Source organism: Cobetia sp. QF-1 (assembly GCF_002213105.1).
Classification (GTDB): Bacteria; Pseudomonadota; Gammaproteobacteria; order Pseudomonadales; family Halomonadaceae; genus Cobetia; species Cobetia crustatorum.
The window spans coordinates 197,680-218,680 of the sequence record NZ_NBVS01000001.1; the positions used below are offsets into that span (position 1 = coordinate 197,680).

At 58.2% G+C, this 21,001-nt stretch carries 17 protein-coding genes; 6 read left to right on the forward strand and 11 right to left on the reverse strand.

Annotated elements, in window-relative coordinates:
- Positions 1–82: 82 nt before the first annotated feature.
- The 3 genes from CFN46_RS00910 to CFN46_RS00920 form a co-directional block, all read right to left on the reverse strand.
- The gene (locus CFN46_RS00910; RefSeq protein ID WP_254918369.1) at positions 83–1,531 is read right to left on the reverse strand and encodes an N-acetylmuramoyl-L-alanine amidase; all 1,449 of its coding nucleotides are present in this window, start codon (positions 1,529–1,531) and stop codon (positions 83–85) included.
- Between the two features lie 139 nt (positions 1,532–1,670).
- On the reverse strand, positions 1,671–2,156 hold the full coding sequence (tsaE, locus tag CFN46_RS00915; protein ID WP_024951737.1) for a tRNA (adenosine(37)-N6)-threonylcarbamoyltransferase complex ATPase subunit type 1 TsaE: 486 nt from the start codon (positions 2,154–2,156) through the stop codon (positions 1,671–1,673).
- A complete protein-coding gene (locus tag CFN46_RS00920) occupies positions 2,137–3,945 on the reverse strand; it encodes an NAD(P)H-hydrate dehydratase (RefSeq protein ID WP_088742458.1) in 1,809 nt (602 codons plus the stop codon). Before CFN46_RS00920 ends, tsaE begins: the two co-directional genes overlap by 20 nt.
- A gap of 299 nt (positions 3,946–4,244) precedes the next feature.
- Between CFN46_RS00920 and queG the strand changes: the two genes are divergently transcribed.
- Positions 4,245–5,315, forward strand: coding sequence for a tRNA epoxyqueuosine(34) reductase QueG (gene queG, locus CFN46_RS00925; RefSeq protein ID WP_088742679.1), 1,071 nt, complete (start codon positions 4,245–4,247; stop codon positions 5,313–5,315).
- Between the two features lie 14 nt (positions 5,316–5,329).
- Here the strand turns inward: queG and orn are convergent, their stop codons facing one another.
- Positions 5,330–5,902 carry an oligoribonuclease gene (gene orn, locus CFN46_RS00930; RefSeq protein WP_088742459.1) on the reverse strand — a complete coding sequence of 191 codons (573 nt, stop codon included), beginning with the start codon at positions 5,900–5,902 and terminating at the stop codon, positions 5,330–5,332.
- A gap of 184 nt (positions 5,903–6,086) precedes the next feature.
- Here orn and rsgA point away from each other — a divergent pair, with 184 nt between their 5' ends.
- Positions 6,087–7,097: a small ribosomal subunit biogenesis GTPase RsgA gene (gene rsgA / locus CFN46_RS00935; RefSeq protein WP_024951741.1), complete on the forward strand. Its 1,011-nt coding sequence runs from the start codon at positions 6,087–6,089 to the stop codon at positions 7,095–7,097.
- A 131-nt stretch (positions 7,098–7,228) separates the two neighbouring features.
- Here rsgA and CFN46_RS00940 read toward each other — a convergent pair whose 3' ends face one another.
- The gene (locus CFN46_RS00940; RefSeq protein WP_088742460.1) at positions 7,229–8,578 is read right to left on the reverse strand and encodes an NCS2 family permease; all 1,350 of its coding nucleotides are present in this window, start codon (positions 8,576–8,578) and stop codon (positions 7,229–7,231) included.
- A gap of 327 nt (positions 8,579–8,905) precedes the next feature.
- On the opposite strand from CFN46_RS00940, the gene CFN46_RS00945 reads away from it, so the two are divergent.
- Both CFN46_RS00945 and asd read left to right on the forward strand, forming a co-directional pair.
- Entirely contained in the window at positions 8,906–9,781 is an 876-nt protein-coding gene (locus CFN46_RS00945) for a sulfurtransferase (protein WP_088742461.1), read from the forward strand.
- 173 nt (positions 9,782–9,954) lie between these two features.
- The gene (gene asd, locus CFN46_RS00950; protein WP_088742462.1) at positions 9,955–10,830 is read left to right on the forward strand and encodes an archaetidylserine decarboxylase; all 876 of its coding nucleotides are present in this window, start codon (positions 9,955–9,957) and stop codon (positions 10,828–10,830) included.
- Between the two features lie 446 nt (positions 10,831–11,276).
- Here asd and epmA read toward each other — a convergent pair whose 3' ends face one another.
- Both epmA and efp read right to left on the reverse strand, forming a co-directional pair.
- Positions 11,277–12,332 (reverse strand): EF-P lysine aminoacylase EpmA, encoded by a 1,056-nt coding sequence (gene epmA, locus CFN46_RS00955; RefSeq protein ID WP_088742680.1) that lies wholly within the window; start codon positions 12,330–12,332, stop codon positions 11,277–11,279.
- A gap of 110 nt (positions 12,333–12,442) precedes the next feature.
- The gene (gene efp, locus CFN46_RS00960; protein WP_024950680.1) at positions 12,443–13,009 is read right to left on the reverse strand and encodes an elongation factor P; all 567 of its coding nucleotides are present in this window, start codon (positions 13,007–13,009) and stop codon (positions 12,443–12,445) included.
- Between the two features lie 93 nt (positions 13,010–13,102).
- On the opposite strand from efp, the gene epmB reads away from it, so the two are divergent.
- Both epmB and CFN46_RS00970 read left to right on the forward strand, forming a co-directional pair.
- Positions 13,103–14,209 carry an EF-P beta-lysylation protein EpmB gene (epmB, locus tag CFN46_RS00965; protein WP_088742681.1) on the forward strand — a complete coding sequence of 369 codons (1,107 nt, stop codon included), beginning with the start codon at positions 13,103–13,105 and terminating at the stop codon, positions 14,207–14,209.
- A 175-nt stretch (positions 14,210–14,384) separates the two neighbouring features.
- On the forward strand, positions 14,385–14,744 hold the full coding sequence (locus CFN46_RS00970) for a 5-carboxymethyl-2-hydroxymuconate Delta-isomerase (RefSeq protein WP_024950682.1): 360 nt from the start codon (positions 14,385–14,387) through the stop codon (positions 14,742–14,744).
- Positions 14,745–14,918: 174 nt separating this feature from the next.
- On the opposite strand, the gene CFN46_RS00975 is transcribed toward CFN46_RS00970, so the two are convergent.
- The 4 genes from CFN46_RS00975 to parE all read right to left on the reverse strand — a co-directional run bounded on the left by CFN46_RS00975 (position 14,919) and on the right by parE (position 20,985).
- Entirely contained in the window at positions 14,919–15,167 is a 249-nt protein-coding gene (locus CFN46_RS00975; protein WP_024950683.1) for a TIGR02647 family protein, read from the reverse strand.
- Between the two features lie 266 nt (positions 15,168–15,433).
- A complete protein-coding gene (serB, locus tag CFN46_RS00980) occupies positions 15,434–16,645 on the reverse strand; it encodes a phosphoserine phosphatase SerB (protein WP_024950684.1) in 1,212 nt (403 codons plus the stop codon).
- Positions 16,646–16,736: 91 nt separating this feature from the next.
- Positions 16,737–18,998: a DNA topoisomerase IV subunit A gene (gene parC / locus CFN46_RS00985; RefSeq protein ID WP_088742463.1), complete on the reverse strand. Its 2,262-nt coding sequence runs from the start codon at positions 18,996–18,998 to the stop codon at positions 16,737–16,739.
- Positions 18,999–19,104: 106 nt separating this feature from the next.
- Positions 19,105–20,985 (reverse strand): DNA topoisomerase IV subunit B, encoded by a 1,881-nt coding sequence (gene parE, locus CFN46_RS00990; protein ID WP_024950686.1) that lies wholly within the window; start codon positions 20,983–20,985, stop codon positions 19,105–19,107.
- Positions 20,986–21,001: the final 16 nt, after the last annotated feature.

The window sequence follows — 21,001 nt, forward strand, 5'->3', positions numbered from 1 at the left end:
CCAAGCGTTCTTGCCAGCGAATATTCATTCACGAGAAGAGGGCCTGGCGGACGAATAAATATCAACACTGACCAATCGCGGACTAGCCACGCGGGATCTTGAGGACCTGACCCACACGCAGGGTATTCCCGCTCATGTCGTTGGCACGCTTGAGTGCACTGACACTCACGCTATGGCGTTGCGCGACCTCTGACAGGGTATCGCCGCTCTTGATGCGATACTCCCCTCCTTTGCCACCACGCGCTTGGTCGCGCCTCCAGGCTAGCAGGCTGGACGGCGGTGGATTACGTTCAAAGTGGTTCTCAAGGCCCGTGAAAATGGAGCGTGCCAGCTTCTCCTGATACGCCGCACTGTTGAGACTGCGCTCTTCCTTGGGATTGGAGATGAAACCTGTCTCGACCAGCAATGACGGGATGTCTGGCGACTTCAGCACCACGAAGCCGGCCTGCTCGACGCGCCGCTTGTGCAGAGTATTCATGCGCCCGAGATTGGCCAACACGCCACTACCGGCCGCCAGCGAGTCATTGAGCGTTGCGGTCATGGTCAAATCGAGCAGCACGCCGCGCAGCATCTCGTCTTTATCATTCAAACTGAGATTGCCATCCACGCCACCGATAAGATCAGCACGGTTTTCAGTCGCTGCCAACCAGCGGGCGGTTTCCGAGGTGGCGCCACGGCTGGACAGTGCAAACACCGAGCTGCCATGCGGACGCGGACTATTGAAGGCATCAGCATGAATCGAGACGAAGAAGTCAGCTTTCTGCTCACGCGCAATCTCGGTGCGCTTGCGCAACGGAATATAGTAATCGCTGTTACGCGTCAGGATGGCCTTGAATCCTGGCTGAGCATCAAACATGCGCTTGAGGCGCTTGCCGATCTTGAGCACCACATCCTTTTCCTTGGTGCCACCGGGGCCGCTGGCACCAGGATCTTCCCCGCCGTGACCAGGGTCAATGGCGATGATGATATCGCGCTTGGGATGCGTAGAGGCCTTGATATTCGGCGCCGCAGCAACCGGCTCACCTTTCAACTTACGCTTGGCCGCCAGCTGCTCCTGCTCGCGAATACGCGCCTCGATCGGATCGATGGGGTTTTCCACCGCCGATTCTCCGGGGAATTCAAGATCAACGACCAGACGATTGCCGTACTTGGCATTGGGTGCCAGCGTAAAGTCCTTGGGATTGACCTTGCGGGTCAGGTCGAGCACTACACGCAAATCATTACCCTGGTGACCAGTGCGGATCGATTTCACGGCGCTGCCCTCGAGATTCAACTTCTCGAACTTGCGACTTACCGCAGCATTCGCTACATCGCTACCCGCAAGGTCAATCACCAGGCGCTCAGGATTATCGAGACTGAAGATCTTGGCCGCGGCGGCACTGTCGAGATCAAACACCAAACGAGTGTGATCCGGCGCCGTCCACAGACGCAGATTTTCTACTTTGGCAGCTAGCGCCTGTGGCGCAAAGACAAAGCTTACCAGCGAGCAGGCAATCCCTCCCGCCAGCCAGCGACGAAGGCGGCGCGTCACGCGCGTACGAGGGGAGTCAGACACAATTTCAGGCATCAGTAAGGATGACCCAGACAGAAGGAACATGGATGAAGATAACGAATAACAATGTCAGGCACCTGAGCGTGTTGGCGAGATACAGATTCACCCCTGCGCGTCATCATGCCTGAGGCGCCAAGTACTCGGCCAGTGTCACGAGCCAGCGCTCGCCGCGCGGCGTATGCGCAGTAAGCTCAGCCTCACGACCCTCATCAAGCACCGAGAGCATAACCCGCAGATCGGGGGCCGGTAAAAATCCTCTACCGCAGCTTGGCCACTCGATCAACGCAAGGCTGTCATCGGCGAGCAGATCGCGCCCACCGATGAACTCAAGCTCTTCCGGATCAGCGAGCCGATAGAGGTCAAAGTGATTGACGTGCCATTCCCCGCCATCCGTACGCGGTAACACGTAGGGTTCGACAAGCGTATAGGTCGGGCTCTTGACGGCGCCTTGGTGGCCATAAGCACGCAGCACACCGCGCGTCAGCGTCGTCTTGCCAGCTCCTAGCTCGCCTTCCATAAATACCAGCCCGTGGCCGGCAAACACGTCGCCCAGCTGGCTGCCGAAGGCAACCTGGGCATTTTCATCAGACAGGAATATGCGCATCTCGGGCCCGTGAATTGAGCAGTAAATGCATATAGGATGCCAGATCACCCGCGAGCAGGCCACGTTCACCACGTTCCTGCACGGCTCTATCTGCCGCCAGCGCATGGACTAGCACGCCAAGCCTGGCCGCCTGAGCCATGCTGAGTGTCACGCGCTGCGCCTGTGCCGCAGCGTCCAGTGGTGCTCGCGACTGACGAGCATCGAAGCCGCCCATCAGCGACTGAGCCGCAAGCCCGGCAATGATACCGCCCAACACATCGCCCATACCTCCGCTAGCCATACCAGGATTACCATACGGACATAGCGCCACATTCGGCCCGTCAAGCACGCCAGCAGGGCTCGCTATCAAACTGCCAGCGCCCTTGAGCACTACACTACCGCCATATTTCTTCTGCATGGCACGCACCGCGGCAAGACGATCACGCTCGACCTCCTCAACCGAGCAGTCAAGCAAACGTGCCGCCTCACCGGGATGCGGTGTCAGCACCCAGTCGTCACGGTGCACGATCTCGCCTTGCTTTGCTCGCCATGCCAGCAAGCTCAGTGCATCGGCATCCACGACTAGCGGCTGTCCTGCCTCTAGTACTCGCTGTAATCCTCCACGCCCCCACAACATGGTTGCATGCTCATCAGTGCCCAGCCCCGGACCAACCAGCGCGACACTGGCGATGGCCAGTTGCGCCTCCAACACCGCGAAACCATCGTGGTTACTCCCTTCAGGCCCGCTCTTGAGGCCGCGCACCATGACCTCAGGGCAGCGAGTCAGACTGGCGCTGACATGCTCCGGCGCAGTAAGCAACGCAACCTTACCGGCACCAGCACGCGCGGCAGCCTCACTGGCCAGCAGCACAGAACCACCCAACCCCGGCCCGCCACCGACGACAAGCACACTGCCAGCATCGCCCTTATGGGCCAGTGGCGAGCGCGGTACCAACTCGCCCTCAAGCCAACGCGGTGTCAGCCGCTTCACGGCCCCAGCGGTGAGCAAAGCTGCTGTTCTGGCCTGGACAACCACTTCTGGTAGCACGCGGGCTGCGCCAAGACGCGCCAAGCTAACCTGGCCTGCATGTAGCTCGGCACGCCCAGTATGCAGACCCGGTTTATCGACCAGAAACGTAAGGGTGACGTCAGCCTCAACTGCGACACCTGCGACTGCACCAGTTGTCGCATTCAGTCCTGAAGGAACATCCAACGCCATTACATGTGCCCCACTTTCATGGCACTGATTGATCTGTTCAATGGCATGCGCCAGTGCGCCTCGCGGAGCCTCCTTCAGGCCAATTCCGGCCAGAGCATCCACCAGTAATGGCCACCCCCTGAGCAGCGCCTTTTCCGATGAAGCGTCATCCGCAGGCCACGCTTCGATTGCAACGCCAGTCTCACGAGCTGCGCCTGCCGCCAACTGAGCATCACCGCTCAGCAATGCCTCTGGCTTCAGTGCAACGACTTGCACTTCAAAGCCAGACAATAACGCCAAACGGGCAAGCAAATAGCCATCACCACCATTGTTCCCGCCCCCACACAGCACGCATAGCTTGCGGGTCTCAGGCCAACGCTGACGCAACAGATCAAAGGCTGACTGAGCTGCACGCCCCATCAAGCGTCTTTCCACCGGCGCCTCAGACAAACCGCTACCCTCAGCGACTGTTTCTTCGGCCAGCATCCAGTGTTCAAGATCCCGTAGTGCCGCTATTGGCCACAAACAGTTGACCGATCGCCAGATACTCACAGTGGCAGGCGATGCATTTGCTACCGAGGTTGACGATGAAGTGGATTGACTCGCCGCCATGCATGAACTCCTTGTCTGATAATCTTGCAACGCGCGCTGTCATCAACGTGCGTTGTCTAGCACGTACAGCGCTCCGACAAATCAGCCTGCCCCCTGCATCTCGACCATACTTGGGCAAACGGGCAAGTTACGCTAAGGTGGCGCCGTCTTTCGCCCCATGCCGCCCTGTCTTCTGAATTCCCTGTCTCGCTGGAACATCCATGTCTGCTTCATATCCTTACGCCACTGACCTGACTTCACATGCTGATGCGCAAGACGTTTCATCAGCGGAAGCGAAAGCACATCAGGAAGCGCAGTCCATGGCCGAGCTGGCAGCACGCATCAAGACTTGGGGGCGAGAGCTGGGCTTTCAGCAGGTCGGCATCACCGATGTAGACCTCTCGGCTCATGAAGCCTATCTCGAGCGCTGGTTGGCCAATGGCTATCACGGCGAGATGAACTTCATGGCCAAGCACGGCACCAAACGCACTCGTCCTGAGGAGCTGGTGCCCGGTACGCTACGCGTGATCAGCGTGCGTCTCGACTATCTGCCGCCAGAAGTTGAAACCACTCAGGTGTTGAGTCAGCCAACGCGTGCCTATGTCTCACGCTACGCACTCGGGCGTGACTACCACAAGCTGATGCGCAAGCGTTTAGCCAGCCTGGCCAAGCAGATAGAGGGCGAGGTAGGCAAGTTCGGCTACCGCGCCTTTGTCGACTCAGCACCAGTGATGGAGCGCGCGCTGGCCCAGAAAGCCGGCATCGGCTGGTTCGGCAAGAATGCCATGCTGATGAATCAAAAGGCTGGTTCTCTATTCTTCCTTGGAGAACTCTACACCGACCTGCCACTGCCAGTGGACAAGCCCTTCGAGAAGGAACATTGCGGCAGCTGCAATGCCTGTCAGGTCGCCTGCCCTACCGATGCGATTGTCGCAGACCGCGTCGTCGATGCACGGCGCTGCATCTCGTATCTTACCATCGAGCTTTCCGGCGCCATTCCCGAAGAATTTCGCCGCAAGATGGGGAACCGCATCTACGGCTGCGACGACTGCCAGCTATTCTGTCCCTTCACACGTTTTACCAAGGCCAGTCAGGAGCCCGACTTCTCGCCCCGTCATGATCTTGACCGCGCCGAGCTGCTCGACCTGTTCTGCTGGGGCGAGAGCGAATTCCTCAGCAAGACGGAAGGCAGCCCCATTCGACGCATCGGCTATGAGAAGTGGCTCTCCAACATTGCCATCGCACTCGGCAATGCGCCCTGGTCGGAGCGTGTCGAGCACGTCCTACGTGCGCGCCTACCCTATCCCAGCGAAGCGCTACGTGAGCACGTACGCTGGTCTCTCAAGGAACAGGCGCTCAAGCGCGGCGCCCGCTTGGCCACCGCACTCTAGAAGACCATTCAGACTTACACGATGCCCTGCTGGGTCAGCTTGAGGAAGGTCTTGCGATAGTGCGAGAGCTCCGCCAAGGATTCGCGGATATCGTCCATCGCCTGATGAGTTCCACGCTTCTTGAAACCATCCAGTGCTGCCGGATTCCAACGGCGCGCCAGCTCCTTGAGCGTCGAGACATCAATGTTGCGGTAATGGAAGAAAGCTTCCAGCTCTGGCATCTCGTGCTGCAGGAAACGGCGATCCTGATGCACACTGTTGCCGCACATCGGCGATGCACCTGCAGCCACGTGGAGGGCCAGAAACTCGATCGTCTTGCGTTCGGCTTCCGCAGTATCCACCGTACTTTCCTTGACGCGCGTCACCAGTCCTGACTCACCATGCGTACGCGTATTCCACTCGTCCATCGCCTCCAACAAGCTATCTGACTGGTGAACGGCCAGCACCGGGCCTTCGGCGATCAGATTGAGATCACCATCGGTGACCAGCGTGGCAACTTCAATGATGCGCTCGCGTGCCGGATCAAGACCGGTCATTTCGAGATCGATCCAGATCAAGCGATCAGCCTGCGCGTTGGGATTTGTCATGAGTCAACTCCTTGCTGAACAGATAAGGGACAACACTCACTGCCGCTAAAATAATCACGACATGCAGAGCCATCCAAGGGCATCAGACGACACCCGAGGGCGCAAAGGGTACAATCGCGCCGCAAACGGGGGAAGTCTCTCCCGTCCCTGGCGAACGAACGGCGACCGGAGTCACCAGCCAAGCATGAGCAAACGCAAGCTAAGCCGCCAGCAACAATGGCGGATCGAGAAGGTTCAGGCCGAGCGCACTCAGCGTGCAGAGAAACGCGAATCTCAGGATCGCGACAAGCTCGACGCCGGCGAATACGGCCCAGAACAGCATGGGCGCGTCATCGCCCACTACGGGCGCAGCCTGGAAGTGGAAAGCGAATCTGGCAGCCTGCATCGCTGCCATCTGCGCGCCAATCTCGAAACCCTGGTGACCGGTGATCGTGTCATCTGGCGCGAAGCCAGCGATGCCAGCGGCGTTGTCGTCGCGCGCGGCGCTCGCACCACTGAGCTTGAACGCCCTGACATGCGCGGTGTTCTCAAGCCAGTGGCAGCCAATATCGACCAGATTCTGATCGTCTTTGCCGCCGAGCCTGCGCCACAGCCTAACCTGATTGATCGCTATCTGATCGCTGCCGAAGCGACCGGTATCACACCGGTGCTGGTGCTCAACAAGGTCGACCTGCTGCCTGAAAGCGGAGGTGAGCTGCGTGACCTGCTGGCGCGCTACGAAGCGCTCGGCTACGAGGTAGTCGCCTGTACCACACTCGGTGAAGCAGGCCTCGATGCCCTTAAAGCCCAGCTGAGTGATCGCACCTCTGCCTTCGTCGGCCAGAGTGGCGTTGGCAAGTCATCGCTGATCAGCATACTGCTGCCGAAAGAAGAGGTGCGCGTCGGTCCGCTTTCGACCGAATCGCGTCAAGGCATGCACACCACCACCACCGCCTGGCTCTATCACATGCCTGGCGGCGGCGATCTGATCGATTCCCCGGGCATCCGTGAGTTTGGTCTGGTTCACCTGACACCGGAGCAGGTGACCGATGGCTTCCGTGAATTCCACGAGTATCTTGGCATGTGCCGCTTCCGTGACTGCAAGCACGAGAAAGAGCCAGGCTGTGCCCTGCTCAAGGCAGTCGAGGATGGCGAAATCGGGCGTGTGCGCTTTGATAGCTACAAGAAAATTCTCGTCTCGCTGACCGAGAGCTGATCAAACACTAGTCGACACACCAGTAGCGCCTCCGCAACATCAATGGAAAAAGCCCCGCCAGTCGCGATGACTGGCGGGGCTTTTTTACCTCGGGCTGCCGACTTTTTCAGCGCGGCCGGAAGACATCTCGATCAGCCTTCAAGAAGCAGCAGCAAGGACAACGCAAACAGCACCCACATGGTGGGACGGATCTCGCGTGCCTTGCCGACGCCGAGCTTGATCACCACGAAGCTCAAGAAGCCAAACACGATGCCATGAGTAATGGAGTACGTCAGCGGAATCATCACCATCGCGATGAATGCCGGAATGGCATCATCAAACTGATGCCAGTGAATCTTGCGGATCGGTTCCATCATGAATACCCCGACCAGAATCAGCGCGGGAGCGGTCGCAATCGCCGGCACCAGTGATAACAGCGGCGCCAGGAACAGGAACGGCAGGAAGCACAGCGCGACGACAACGGCGACCAATCCCGTGCGTCCACCCTGGCTGATACCAGCAGCAGATTCTATGTAGGCATTCGCAGGACTGGTCCCCAGCGGTGCAGACACGAGCGCAGAGAAGGCGTCGACCATCATTGAACGACGAATATTGCGCGGATCACCCTTCTCGTCCTTGAGATTACCGGCTTCGGCGACAGCCATGAAGGTCGATAGTGCATCGAAGAACACCGTGAACAGAATCACGAAGATGAACGGCACATAGGCAATCTTGAGCGAGCCCATCAGGTCCAATGCCAGCAAACCACTGAAGTCCGGGGCGGCAAAGATGCCTGTAAAGTTGACCAGCGTCGGTTGGGCGATCTCCGGCGGGAAGTAAACCGTGCCGTCCCCCCACAGACGTCCGATCGTACTGGCCATCAGAGTGGTAACAATGATGCCGATGATCAACGCACCGTGCACACGGCGAGCAACCAGAATGGCCGTCAACGCCAGACCCAGCATGAAGATCACCAGTGCCGGAGTCATCGGTGCCACGCTTACCACCGTAACCGGATTGGAAACGATCAGCTTGGCATTCACCAACCCGATGACAGTGATGAACAGGCCAATGCCGCAGGCAATCGCATAGCGCAACTGAGCAGGAATCGCATCAATCACCAGGCGACGCACATTGAACATCGCCAGCACGGCGAAGATGACGCCAGCCCAGAATACGCAGCCCAATGCGACCTGCCAGCTCATGCCGCCTCCCAGCACCATGGTGTAGGCAAACAAGGCGTTGATGCCCATGCCCGGTGCAACGAGAATCGGGTTGCGGGCATATAGGCCCATCATCAAGCTACCAAAGAAGCTGACCAGCACTGTAGCGGTCAGCGCGGCGCTGAAGGGCACGCCAGCGGCGGAGAGAATGCCCGGATTGACCACGATGATGTACATCGAGGCCAGGAAGGTGGCAATACCAGCCAATACTTCCGTGCGCGTCGTAGTGCCTTCAGTACGAAGTGAGAAGCAGCGCTCGAGCAAGGTGATGACTCCCATGGATGGTGTAGCATTTGATTGAGCGGGTCAGCGGTAGTCACAGACGAGCCTGCGCGACAGACAGCACGTGCGCATCACTCACAAGGATCGCCCTTCATGTGACCGCCAACATTATAAACGGAAATACCGCGCTATCGAGTCAGTCAAGCATGCGATATCCGCCAATTATCGGCATGATGTCATGATCGACGCATGAAATCTGATGCATAAAATCTGCCTTACACGTAAACACTCATACCGTGTCATGTCGCACTTGACGTTACTGCCAGCCAGCGTGCCATCATGAGTGATACAGCATCTCCTACTCGTCAAAGCAAGGATCACGCCATGTCTCATGACACTTTGCATACTGCGGGGACACCCGACAGCTCCGAGGCTAATCTGCTGCCCTTGATTGTCGAGCCAGAACACCTCATCCCGCTGCTGGAACATCCCGATCTCGTCCTGGTCGATGTCCCGCTGAAGGCCGAGAGCCACGCGCAGCACATTCCCGGGGCACGCTTGCTGGATTTCAAACAGCTGGTCGGCAGCAATGATGACGAGATTCCCGGCATTCCGAGTCCAGAGACACTCTCAGCGGTGATCTCTGCACTCGGCATCACGCGTGACAGCCATGTTGTTGCTTATGATGACGAAGGCGGCGGCTGGGCTGGCCGTTTGCTATGGACGCTGGCACTACTGGGTCATACCCGCTTCAGCTATCTCAACGGCGGCTTGCATGCTTGGCAAGGCGATGGCCTGCCACTAGTCGACACTGTTACACAGTGGCAACCCAGTGAATACCGCGCGGCGTACGTCGATACCAGTGTGATGGCGACCCGCGAAGATATCCTGGATCGTCTGGCCGCCGACGCCCCTGAAGACAAGGTCGTGGTGTGGGATGCACGTTCCGTCGAGGAATATCGTGGCGAGAAGGGACAAAATGCACGTTTGGGGCACATTCCCGGGGCGGTGCACTTTGAATGGACAGAGGCCATGGATCGCGAGCGCAATCTGCGTATCCGCGACTACGCCGAGCTAATCACCGAGCTAGGTGCGCGTGGTATCAATCCTGATCAGCACATCGTCACCCACTGCCAGAGCCATCATCGCTCGGGCCTTACCTGGCTAGTCGGTCGCGCACTGGGCTTCAGTGATATCCGAGCGTATCCGGGTTCGTGGAAAGAATGGGGCAATCGGGACGATACGCCCATCGAGCGCTGAGCCAGCTAGCAACGCTCTCCTCCATCATCCAGCCAACCGCTGCAGTGATCCACACGCTTGAGCCGCTATTAGCGATGGGCTAAGGTGCTGCCAAACTACTGACCATCGCTCATCGTTGGTCAGCACCCGCCTCAAAGAAGGGCGGGCTCCTCTTTCTTGCAAGGATCAACATTGTGGATCGCGCCAAGCTGTTTTCCCTGAGCCAGTACACGCTCCCCCAGCATCTGATTTCGCGTGTTATCGGCCGTGTTGCCGCCTGCGATAATTCGTGGGTCAAGAACACCTTCATCGAGCGTTTCATCAAGGCCTATGACGTCAACATGGGGGAAGCGCTAGAAGAAGATCCGCGCGCCTACGCCTGCTTCAATGACTTCTTCACGCGTGCGCTCAAGCCGGAGGCACGTCCCATAGGCCAAGGGCTCGTGTCACCCGCGGATGGCGTACTGTCACAGTTTGGTGCCATCGAACATGGCACGCTGGTGCAGGCCAAGGGCCAAGTCTTCTCGCTGACTCAGTTGCTCGGCGGTAGCGAGGAGCGTGCCGCCCCCTTCCGCAACGGCCGCTTCGCCACCGTGTACCTGTCCCCCAAGGACTACCACCGCGTACACATGCCCTTGGCGGGGCGCCTGATAGAAATGGCCTACGTACCGGGCCGCTTGTTCTCGGTCAATGAAGCCACCGCTCAGCATGTGCCAGGACTGTTTGCACGCAATGAGCGCCTGGTGTGCATCTTTGAGACCGAACACGGGCCAATGGCCATGGTGCTGGTCGGCGCCATGATTGTCGCTGCGATCAAGACAGTCTGGAGCGGACAAGTAACGCCGTTGTCAGGCTCTGTCGAAACGACGCACTTCAACCAACTGATCGAGCTGGCGCGCGGCGCAGAGATGGGCCGCTTCCAGCTGGGTTCGACGGTAGTCATGTGCTTCCCCGAGAATGTCGAGTTTGATGATGCCTTGACGCTTGGTCAGTCTGTCAGCATGGGGCAGTCTCTGGGCATGTGCGCTACCAAGTCCGGCATGGCACAAACGCCGGAGCCCATGGCATAAAAAGCGTCCAATACGCGGGCCTATCGACAGACAGATGACTCGATAAGCGTCGGGATAAAAAAAGGGAAGCCCTAGGGCTTCCCTTTTCAACAGTGAGCACCGGCAATTACCGTCACCCTCTGCGATACGATGGAACTCGTCCATCGCGATGAGACGTACCTATTCGTCCAACTGCGAGATGTCCTCCCTGACAGGCGTAGCACTCTCACGGTGCTACTGCCGGATGACGTCACGAACGGCTCCGAAAGCTCGTCACGACACCCTGTCGCCCTCCTTCATCATGCCCGATGAGAGAAGACCCACCGCTATCACTCCCTTGGTCATGTTCTGTCGACACTGCGACGTCAGGCTTCCTGTCTGACTCGCTCAGTCTAGTCCACTGACATTTCTTTAGCGTGTCAGCAATAAACGCATTATGTTGCGATTTATGCGCCTACCACCTCAATTCAAGCACGCAGTGCTGGAAAGGCGATGACTGAAGCAATATCGCGCTCTCCCAGTGCGAGCATGATCAGGCGATCCATCCCCAGAGCAACACCACTGCTATCAGGCATACCGGCTGCCAATGCTGCCACCAGGCGCTGATCTTCCACCACATTCTCAAGCCCTTCACGCACTCGTGCAGCATTATCTGCTGCAAAGCGTGCCGCTTGCTCAGTGGCATCTGTCAACTCGTCGTAACCATTGGCCAGCTCGATTCCCGCCACATAGGCCTCAAACCGTGAAGCGACCCAATCACCCTGCGCATCCTGATGCTTGCGGGCTAGCGCCGCCTGCGCCGCCGGATACTCAGTAATCAGTTCGACCTTACCTTGCCCAAGCGTCGGCTCAACTACCAGACTCATCAATGCATCTAGACACGTTTCTCGTGACCACTCACTAGCCACCACCTCACACTCGCGTACGCAAGCAGCCTGCAACTCATTCAAAGGGGCTGTGAAAGGGTCAAACGCTAGCTGCTGGAGAAATAATGCCCGATATGACGTACAGCTCGGCTTATCAGTTGAGCTACCGCCAGCAGGTAGTCGCGATGGCTGGCCGGTCAACGTAGCACCTAACGCCATCACACGACGGATCAGCTCACAAGTCTCCTCCATCAAACCCTCTAGACTCATCCCCGGCCGGTACCACTCCAGCATGCAAAATTCGGGATTGTGGCGACGGCTAACCTCTCCATCACGAAACGCCCGTGCGATCTGAAAGATCGATCCACTTCCTGCCGCCAGCAGACGCTTCATGTGGAATTCCGGCGAGGTCTGCAACCACATCTGCACACGTGCGCGCTCACCAGGTAACTGAGCCATCAGCGAGAGCGACGCCAGGCCCACGTCGGTGGAGCCCGCATGCCCAAGCACCGGTGTTTCGACCTCCAATACCTCGCGCTCGGCAAAGAAGGCGCGTACCTCAGCCATCAGACGAGCGCGCTGCGCCAATCGCTGCCGAGTGGCCGTCGGTGCCCAATCATCGAGTAGAGGCGTATCAGGGGAAGCATTAGGAGACATCGTAAACTCGTCTGGAAGGCGATCAACATTGATCAAGAACCACACACGATGATGCCCCGCACAAGGCGAGGCATCAGGGAGCAGGTCAGCACCATAGTCATACAAGAAACTCAGGCGCGAGACACGTACTCGGCGCTACGAGTGTCAATCTTGAGTACTTCACCCTGATTGATGAACAGCGGCACACGGACCATTGCGCCCGAAGACAGCGTCGCCGGCTTGGAGCCGCCGTTGGCGGTATCACCCTTGAGGCCAGGATCCGTCTCGATAACTTCGAGCTCGATGAAGTTTGGCGGTGTCACGGCAATCGCGTTGTCGTCCCACAGAGTGATGATGTAGGTCACCTGCTCCTTCAGCCACTTGGTGCTATCGCCCAATGCCTTGCCATCAACAGCATACTGTTCGAAAGTACCGTCAGTCTTCATGAAGTGCCACATCTCGCCGTCGGCGTAGAGATACTCCATCTCGGTATCCATCACGTCGGCTGCCTCAATGCTCTCGCCGGACTTGAAAGTACGCTCCCACACACGGCCAGTCTTCAGGTTGCGCAACTTCACGCGATTGAAGGCCTGCCCCTTGCCTGGCTTGACCAGCTCATTATCGACGATGGCACAGGGATCATTATCCAGCATCACTTTCAGACCGGACTTGAATTCGTTGGTAGAATAGTTGGCCATCTTGCTCGCTCTCGACTCGTTAACGGGTCTTGCCCGCCATGAATTCCAGATTGCAGTCGCAATGGGCTGCAACCATGACTAGAAGTGATGTGCATGATAACCCGAACCCCTGCACCCTTGCATACCATCGCGCACGAGCAGCGTGAAAGCCCTGTTTCTGGGGCTTCCAAGCAACCTCCCACTGCACGCGGTGACTGGCGTGCTCAGCTGCGCGACTGCATTCGGACTCCACAAGCACTGCTGGAGCAGCTAGACCTACCCGCCACCCTGCTGCCCGGTATACGCGATGGTCACGCATTATTTTCCATTCGGGTGCCGCAGGCCTATGCCAGTCGCATACGTACAGACGACCCGAACGATCCTCTGCTGCGTCAGGTACTACCGCTGGACGCCGAAATGGATGTCGTGGACGGCTACGTCAATGATCCACTGGAAGAGGCTGACCATTCCCCCCTGCCCGGCCTGATCCACAAGTACACCAACCGTGTGTTACTGATGGCGAGCGGTGGCTGTGCGATCAACTGTCGTTACTGCTTCCGCCGCCACTTCCCCTATGAGGATCATCAACCTAGTCGTGAACAGTGGCGCGATATCCTCGACTACCTGCGGGCTGACACACGCATTCATGAAGTCATTCTCTCGGGTGGCGACCCACTGGTCTCCACCGACAAACGCCTGAGCTGGTTGGTAGAAGCCCTTGGTGAGATCCCGCATCTCAAGCGCTTACGTATCCATACCCGCTTGCCCGTCGTCATTCCCGATCGCATCAATGACGAGTTACTGGGCTGGCTGGGTGCGACACGATTGCAGAAGATCGTCGTGATCCATACCAACCATGCCAACGAGCTGGATGACGATGTCGCAGCCGCCATGAGCCGCCTGGCGGCGATTGGTGTGACGCTGCTCAATCAAGGCGTCATCCTGCGCGGTATCAATGACACGGTCGCGACCCAGACAGCTCTCGCTGAGCGGTTATTTGAATGCGGCGTGCTGCCCTACTACCTACACGCCTTTGACCCTGTACAGGGCGCAGCACATTTCACTGTCAGTGATACCGAGGCCTGTGCCTTGATGGAGGCGCTGCTGGAGCATCTACCCGGCTTCCTGATGCCACGCTTGGTACGTGAAATCCCCGGTCGAGGTTCGAAAACTCCGCTTGGCAGCGCCGCATCGCATGTTTCCGTCATCGCCAGCGTCTGATTCTCACGCCTTTCTCAGCATGTAAATATGAGCATGAGAATGCTACCGACAACAATTCACGGCGGGCGCGACAAAATTTGCTACTATCGCGGGCCAATTTCGCGACTATCGCGGGTCGATTTTCATCATCGGCATGCGTCCCGAGAGGCGTGGCCGAAGCCAAGGAGCCCATCACATGCCCCATCTCGTCATCGACTATGCCGACAGCCTGGCGCCGAGCCTCGACATGGATGCCATCATGGACGACCTACACAGAGCTGCCATGTCCAGTGGACTATTCAAGGAAACCGACATCAAGGTGCGTGCCGAAAGCTGGCGCCACTGGCGACTGGCAGGTAACCAGGCACCACTCTCTCACAAGCATGGCTTCGTCAATCTGCATTGCCATCAGCTGGAAGGCCGCAGTGAAGAAGACAAGTCACGTCTAGCTGACATCCTGATCGCGGCACTTACACCGCATTGCGAGGCTGCACGTGAGGTGAGCGTCGAGATTGTCGAGATCACGCGTGCTACCTACCGCAAGCACAAGGTCTGATAGGCATCGCGCTTCGGCTTCCCCTATCTCACTACCGTGTTAAGCCGAGTGGGTTTGCGCAACATTTTATATAGAACAACAGAAACGCCCCGCAGACATCTCCCTGCGGGGCGTTTCTGTTGCTCAACTTCTATTTTCAGCGATGGCCCTACCGTCGTCATGTAAAGGGCAGACTCAGCTTCCCGTCATCGCCAGCGGAGCATGCATCAGGCTATTGAGCTGGTGAGCGTGATCAGCAGCTTCACGCCCCAATGAGGTCAGATAACCGCCATCAGGCAACGTGGTTAATCCCTTGGTATGCAGCCGTTCAGCGGCAGCTACCATGTCGGGGCTAGCATCGTGTCGAATCTTGAGTCCCTTGAGGGCGGCGTCTTGCGGAAACAGGCACAGTAGATGCAGTTCATCGTCATAGGGTGACGGCATGGACGGACTCCTGACGGCATGGCGTGTGTAGTGAGACATCAGCAATAACGCAGTACTAGACAGCGATTGGCAATGATTGAAAGAGGTCAACAATAGCGACACACATTGCCTCTCTCGATTGCAGTCTAGCTCAAGGAATGACAAACGCTCTGCTGCTTTCGCCATATATACAGACCTTGAAATTACAGTGTGTATCGCCACAAAAAAACGCAGGGACAGATCAACTGTCCCTGCGTTTTAGCGTTCTGACGACAATAACGTGCGACTCAGTGCTCAAGATCCTGATGGTGATAGCCCATTAGATACAACACGGCATCCAGACCCAGCGTGGAAATCGATTGGCGTGCCTGCTCACGCACCAGCGGCTTGGCACGGAAGGCAATCCCCAGCCCCGCTTCGGCAAGCATCTTGAGGTCGTTGGCACCATCGCCGACAGCAATGGTCTGCTCCATGCGCAGGCCATGACGCGCAGCAATCTCACGCAGCAACAGCGCCTTGCGCTCAGCATCAACGATTGGCTCGCGCACCTCACCAGTCACCTTACCGTTTTCGATCACCAGCTCATTGGCATGGATCTCATCGAAGCCCAGCAGTTCCTGCAGATGGCGCGCGAAATAGGTGAAGCCACCGGACAGAATCGCGGTGCGATAACCCAGCACTTTCAAATTCGCCATTAGCCGCTCAACACCGTCCATCAGCGGCAGATTGGCAGCGATATCCGCCAACACGGCTTCATCCAGCCCCTTGAGCTTGCTCATGCGCTCACGGAAGCTTTCCTTGAAGTCCAGCTCACCGCGCATGGCACGCTCAGTGACGGCAGATACTTCTTCACCGACGCCGTGACGACGCGCTAGCTCATCGATCACTTCCGTCTGGATCAATGTCGAGTCCATATCGAAACAGATCAGGCGGCGATGACGGCGCCAGATATCATCCTCCTGGATCGCAATATCAACACCGTGTAGTGCGCCCAGCGCCAATGCCTTCTCACGCAGCGCAGCGATGTTGATCTCGCCTTCTGGCAACCGCAACCAACACTCAACACAGGCACCCTCTGCAGGCGACTCGCCATCCAATGGCTCACGCCCGGACAGGCGGTGCATGAGTTCAACAGTGATACCGAATTCAGCCGTCAAGCCACCCACTTCCGCCAGGATGCCTGCGGGTAGACGCGGCGCCAGCAGCGTCAAGATCCAACGCGGACGCTCTGCCTGATGACTCCAGCGCAGATATTCTTCGGCACCAATCTGCACTGCCTGCACGTCCAGCCCCAGTTGCTCGCCAGCAGCGGCAAGCGCTGCTTCAAGCTCGGACTCGGCACCCAGTGCGACGAGCGCTTCCAGTGATACCAGCCCGAAGGTCACACTCTGATTGATATCCAACAGGCGAGCGCCGCTTCGCGCCAGCGCTTGACCGAGCCCGGCCAGCTGGCCCGGACGCGCTACACCAGTAGCGCGAATCAATATGCGTTGTGTCATCGGAAAATCATTCCTGAGCAGAGGGTCATCAAGATCGTGATCATCAAAATCATGCAAGGGCATTTCAGCAGCCATCCACCATGGACGACTGTCAGCCATCGACCGCCAGGCGGTCGACTTTCTGGAAGCCTTGGGGCAGCTTGCTACCACGGCGGCCACGTTCACCACGGTAGTAATCAAGATCGGCGCCCTTGAGCAACGTCTTGCGCTTACCAGCATGCACTACCAACGTTGCCCCTGCTGGCAGCACGACCAGGGAGCGCACGAACTCCTCACGGTTGGCGGCTCGCTCGCCCGGGATCGACAACATCTTGTTGCCCTTCCCCTTCGCCATCTCAGGGAGATCGGCTAGCGGGAAGACCAGCAAGCGCCCTTCATTGGAGACCACGGCCACTTCCAGCGCAACGCCTTGATCACTGAGCGGCAAGGCGACTGGCGGCAACACGGCACAGCCACGCGGGAGTGATAGCGCAGCCTTTCCCGACTTGCTCTTGCCGGTCAGCTGTTCAAGCGTCGTGACAAAACCATAGCCGCCGTCAGAAGCCAACAAGTAGCGCGCCGTCGGCTCATCCAGCAGCAGACCAATCATCGCGGCACCGGCCGCAGGATTCATGCGACCGGTAATCGGCTCGCCCTGCCCACGTGCACTCGGCAGATTATGGGCAGCCAGCGTATAGGCACGCCCGGTGTCATCCAGCAGTACCAGCGGCTGATTGGTCTTGCCGCGCGTCGCAAGATGGAAGCTATCACCGGACTTGTAAGACAGTCCTTCAGGGTCGATATCGTGGCCCTTGGCAGCCCGAATCCAGCCCTTGTCAGACAGCGCTACCGTGATCGGGTCAGCCCCCATCAACTCAACCTCAGACAAGGCACGTGCATCCTCGCGCTCCACCAGCGGTGAACGACGAGCATCACCGAAATCGATACCTGCCTGCTCAAGCTCGCCGTCAATCAGATCGGTCAGAGCGGCATCATTGCCCAGCAGGTGCTTGAGCGCCTTGCGCTCCCGATTGAGTTCATCCTGTTCACCTCTAAGTTTCATCTCCTCAAGGCGCGCCAGATGACGCAGACGCAGCTCAAGAATCGCTTCAGCTTGACGCTCGGATAGCTTGAAGGTCTCGATCAAGCTGGCCTTCGGATCTTCCTCCTCACGGATGATGCGAATCACCTCATCGAGATTCAGATAGGCCACCAGCAAGCCTTCCAGCAGATGTAGACGATCTTCGACTTTGGCCAAGCGGTGCTCAAGGCGACGTCGCACGGTAGCGCGTCGGAAAAGTAGCCATTCAGAGAGCATCTCGTGCAGCGCCATGACGCGCGGGCGCCCCTTGAGGTCGATGACATTCATGTTGACGCGCGCATTCTTCTCGAGATCGGTCGTGGCGAACAGATGCGCCATCAGCCCCTCGATGTCGATACGATTGGAACGCGGCTGAATCATCAGACGGGTCGGATTCTCGTGATCTGACTCATCACGCAAATCCGCCACCATCGGCAGTTTCTTGGCCTGCATCTGGGCAGCGATCTGCTCGATCACCTTGGCGCCAGACACTTGGTACGGCAACGAGGTGATGACGATGTCACCCTCCTCGATCACATAGCGAGCACGCATCTTCACGCTGCCACGACCGGTGCGATAAAGCTTGGCCAAGTCTGCGCGCGGCGTGATGATTTCCGCTTCGGTGGGGAAGTCTGGTGCCGGCAGGAAGTCCATCAGCTTATCGCTGTCAGCGTCCGGATGACGCAGCAGGTGACGTGTCGCCGCCACGATTTCGTGCACGTTATGCGGCGGGATATCCGTCGCCATGCCGACCGCAATACCAGTCGTGCCGTTGAGCAGCACATTGGGCAGGCGCGCCGGTAGCACCTTGGGCTCGTTCATGGTGCCATCGAAGTTGGGCACCCAGTCGACCGTTCCCTGAGAGAGCTCCGACAGCAGCACCTCGGAATATTTCGATAGCCGCGATTCGGTGTAACGCATGGCCGCGAAGGACTTGGGGTCATCCTGGCTACCCCAGTTGCCCTGCCCGTCGACTAGCGGATAGCGATAGCTGAACGGCTGTGCCATCAGCACCATGGCTTCGTAACAGGCACTATCACCATGCGGGTGAAATTTACCCAGTACATCGCCGACGGTACGCGCCGACTTCTTGTACTTGGCATTGGCCGTCAGTGACAGTTCGCGCATGGCATACACGATGCGGCGTTGCACCGGCTTCATACCATCGCCGACGTGCGGCAGTGCACGATCGAGAATCACGTACATCGAGTAGTCGAGGTACGCCTTTTCGGTGTAGTCACGCAGGGCCAGACGTTCGACGTCGCCCTCCGCTACCTGAATATCCATGCTCATGGGCGCTTGACCTTGATTACGAGCGTAAAACGGGGAAAGTCATGCGACTCTCCCGAAAAATGTCATCACGACAGCCAATAGGGTTCACGACACCGATCGCTCAGCGTCACACCTCAAGATCGGCCATGTTGCCGTAGGCTTCGATCCAACTCTTGCGATCGGCGGCACGCTTCTTGGCGAGCAGCATGTCGAGCATCTCGTGAGTGCCGTCATCCATGCTGCGTGTCAGCTGCACCAGACGGCGCGTATCTGGCGCCATGGTCGTCTCACGCAACTGCAGCGGGTTCATCTCACCCAGACCCTTGAAGCGCTGCACGTTAGGCGTACCACGCTTACCTTCCAGCTGCTTGAGGATGTGGGCCTTCTCGCTCTCATCCAGGGCGTAGTGCACTTCCTTGCCCAAATCGATGCGATACAGCGGCGGCATGGCGACGAAGACATGGCCCGCATCCACCAGCGCCGGGAAGTGACGCACAAATAGCGCGCATAACAAGGTCGCGATATGCAGACCATCAGAATCAGCATCAGCGAGGATGCAGACCTTGTGATAGCGCAGCTTGGAGAGATCTTCCGAGACCGGGTCCAGCCCGATAGCGACCGCAATATCATGAACTTCCTGTGAGGAGTAGATGTCGTGAGACTCCACCTCCCAGGTATTCAGGATCTTGCCGCGCAACGGCAGTATTGCCTGCGTTTCGCGGTTGCGGCCCTGCTTGGCACTCCCGCCAGCAGAGTCACCCTCGACCAGAAAAAGTTCACTGTCGGCGGGATCAGAACTCGCACAGTCAGAAAGCTTACCCGGCAGCGCTGGGCCCGAGGTAATCCTCTTGCGCGCAACTTTCTTGGCGCTCTTGAGGCGGCGCTGAGCAGCAGAGATCACCAGCTCAGCCAATGCCTCAGCCTGGTCAACATGGTGGTTGAGCCACAGCGAGAAGGCATCTTTGACCACGCCAGACACAAAGGCCGCCACGCTGCGCGAGGACAGTCGCTCCTTGGTCTGGCCGGCGAATTGTGGGTCGAGCATCTTCACCGACAACACGAAGGCGGCACGCTCCCACAGGTCATCGGCACTCAGCTTCACACCGCGAGGCAACAGACTGCGGTAGTCGCAGAATTCCTTCAATGCTTCCAGTAGGCCCGAACGCATGCCATTGACGTGCGTACCGCCCAGCGGCGTGGGAATCAGATTGACGTAGGGTTCCTGTACCAGCTCACCGCCTTCCGGCAACCACTGGATCGCCCAGTCAACGCCATGCTCATCGTCTTCGAAATGGCCAATGAACGGCGATTCCGGCAGACGCTCAAAGCCATCAGTCGCTCCCAGCAGATAGTCACGTAGACCATCCTCGTAATACCAGGTCGTCTCGTTGCCATCCGTCTCGGTCAACACGACCTTGAGCCCCGGGCACAACACCGCCTTGGCACGCATCAGATGACGCAAGCGTGCGATTGCAAGTCTAGGGCTGTCGAAGTAGCTATCATCGGGCCAGAAGCGAACCAAGGTGCCGGTGTTGCGCTTGCCGACGGTGCCAATGACGGCCAGCTCTTCGACCTTTTCACCTTTCTCGAACGCGATGCGCTGACGCTGGCCATCACGGCAGACCTCAACTTCCAGCCGCCTGGATAGCGCGTTGACTACCGACACACCGACCCCGTGCAAACCGCCAGAAAAGCGATAGCTGTCCTGTGAGAACTTGCCACCAGCATGAAGCTTGGTGAGGATCAGCTCGATGCCGGTGACCCCATGTTCAGGGTGAATATCGGTGGGCATGCCGCGACCATCATCTGCCACTTCGATGCCGCCGTTTTCCAACAGACGTACGCGCACTTCTTTCGCGTGGCCGGCCAACGCCTCATCGACGGAGTTATCGATGACTTCCTGAACCAGATGGTTGGGCCGAGACGTATCGGTATACATACCGGGCCGCTTGCGGACCGGTTCGAGGCCGGAGAGGACCTCGATGGAACTGGCGCTGTACTGACTCATCGCAGCCTTGTGTCCT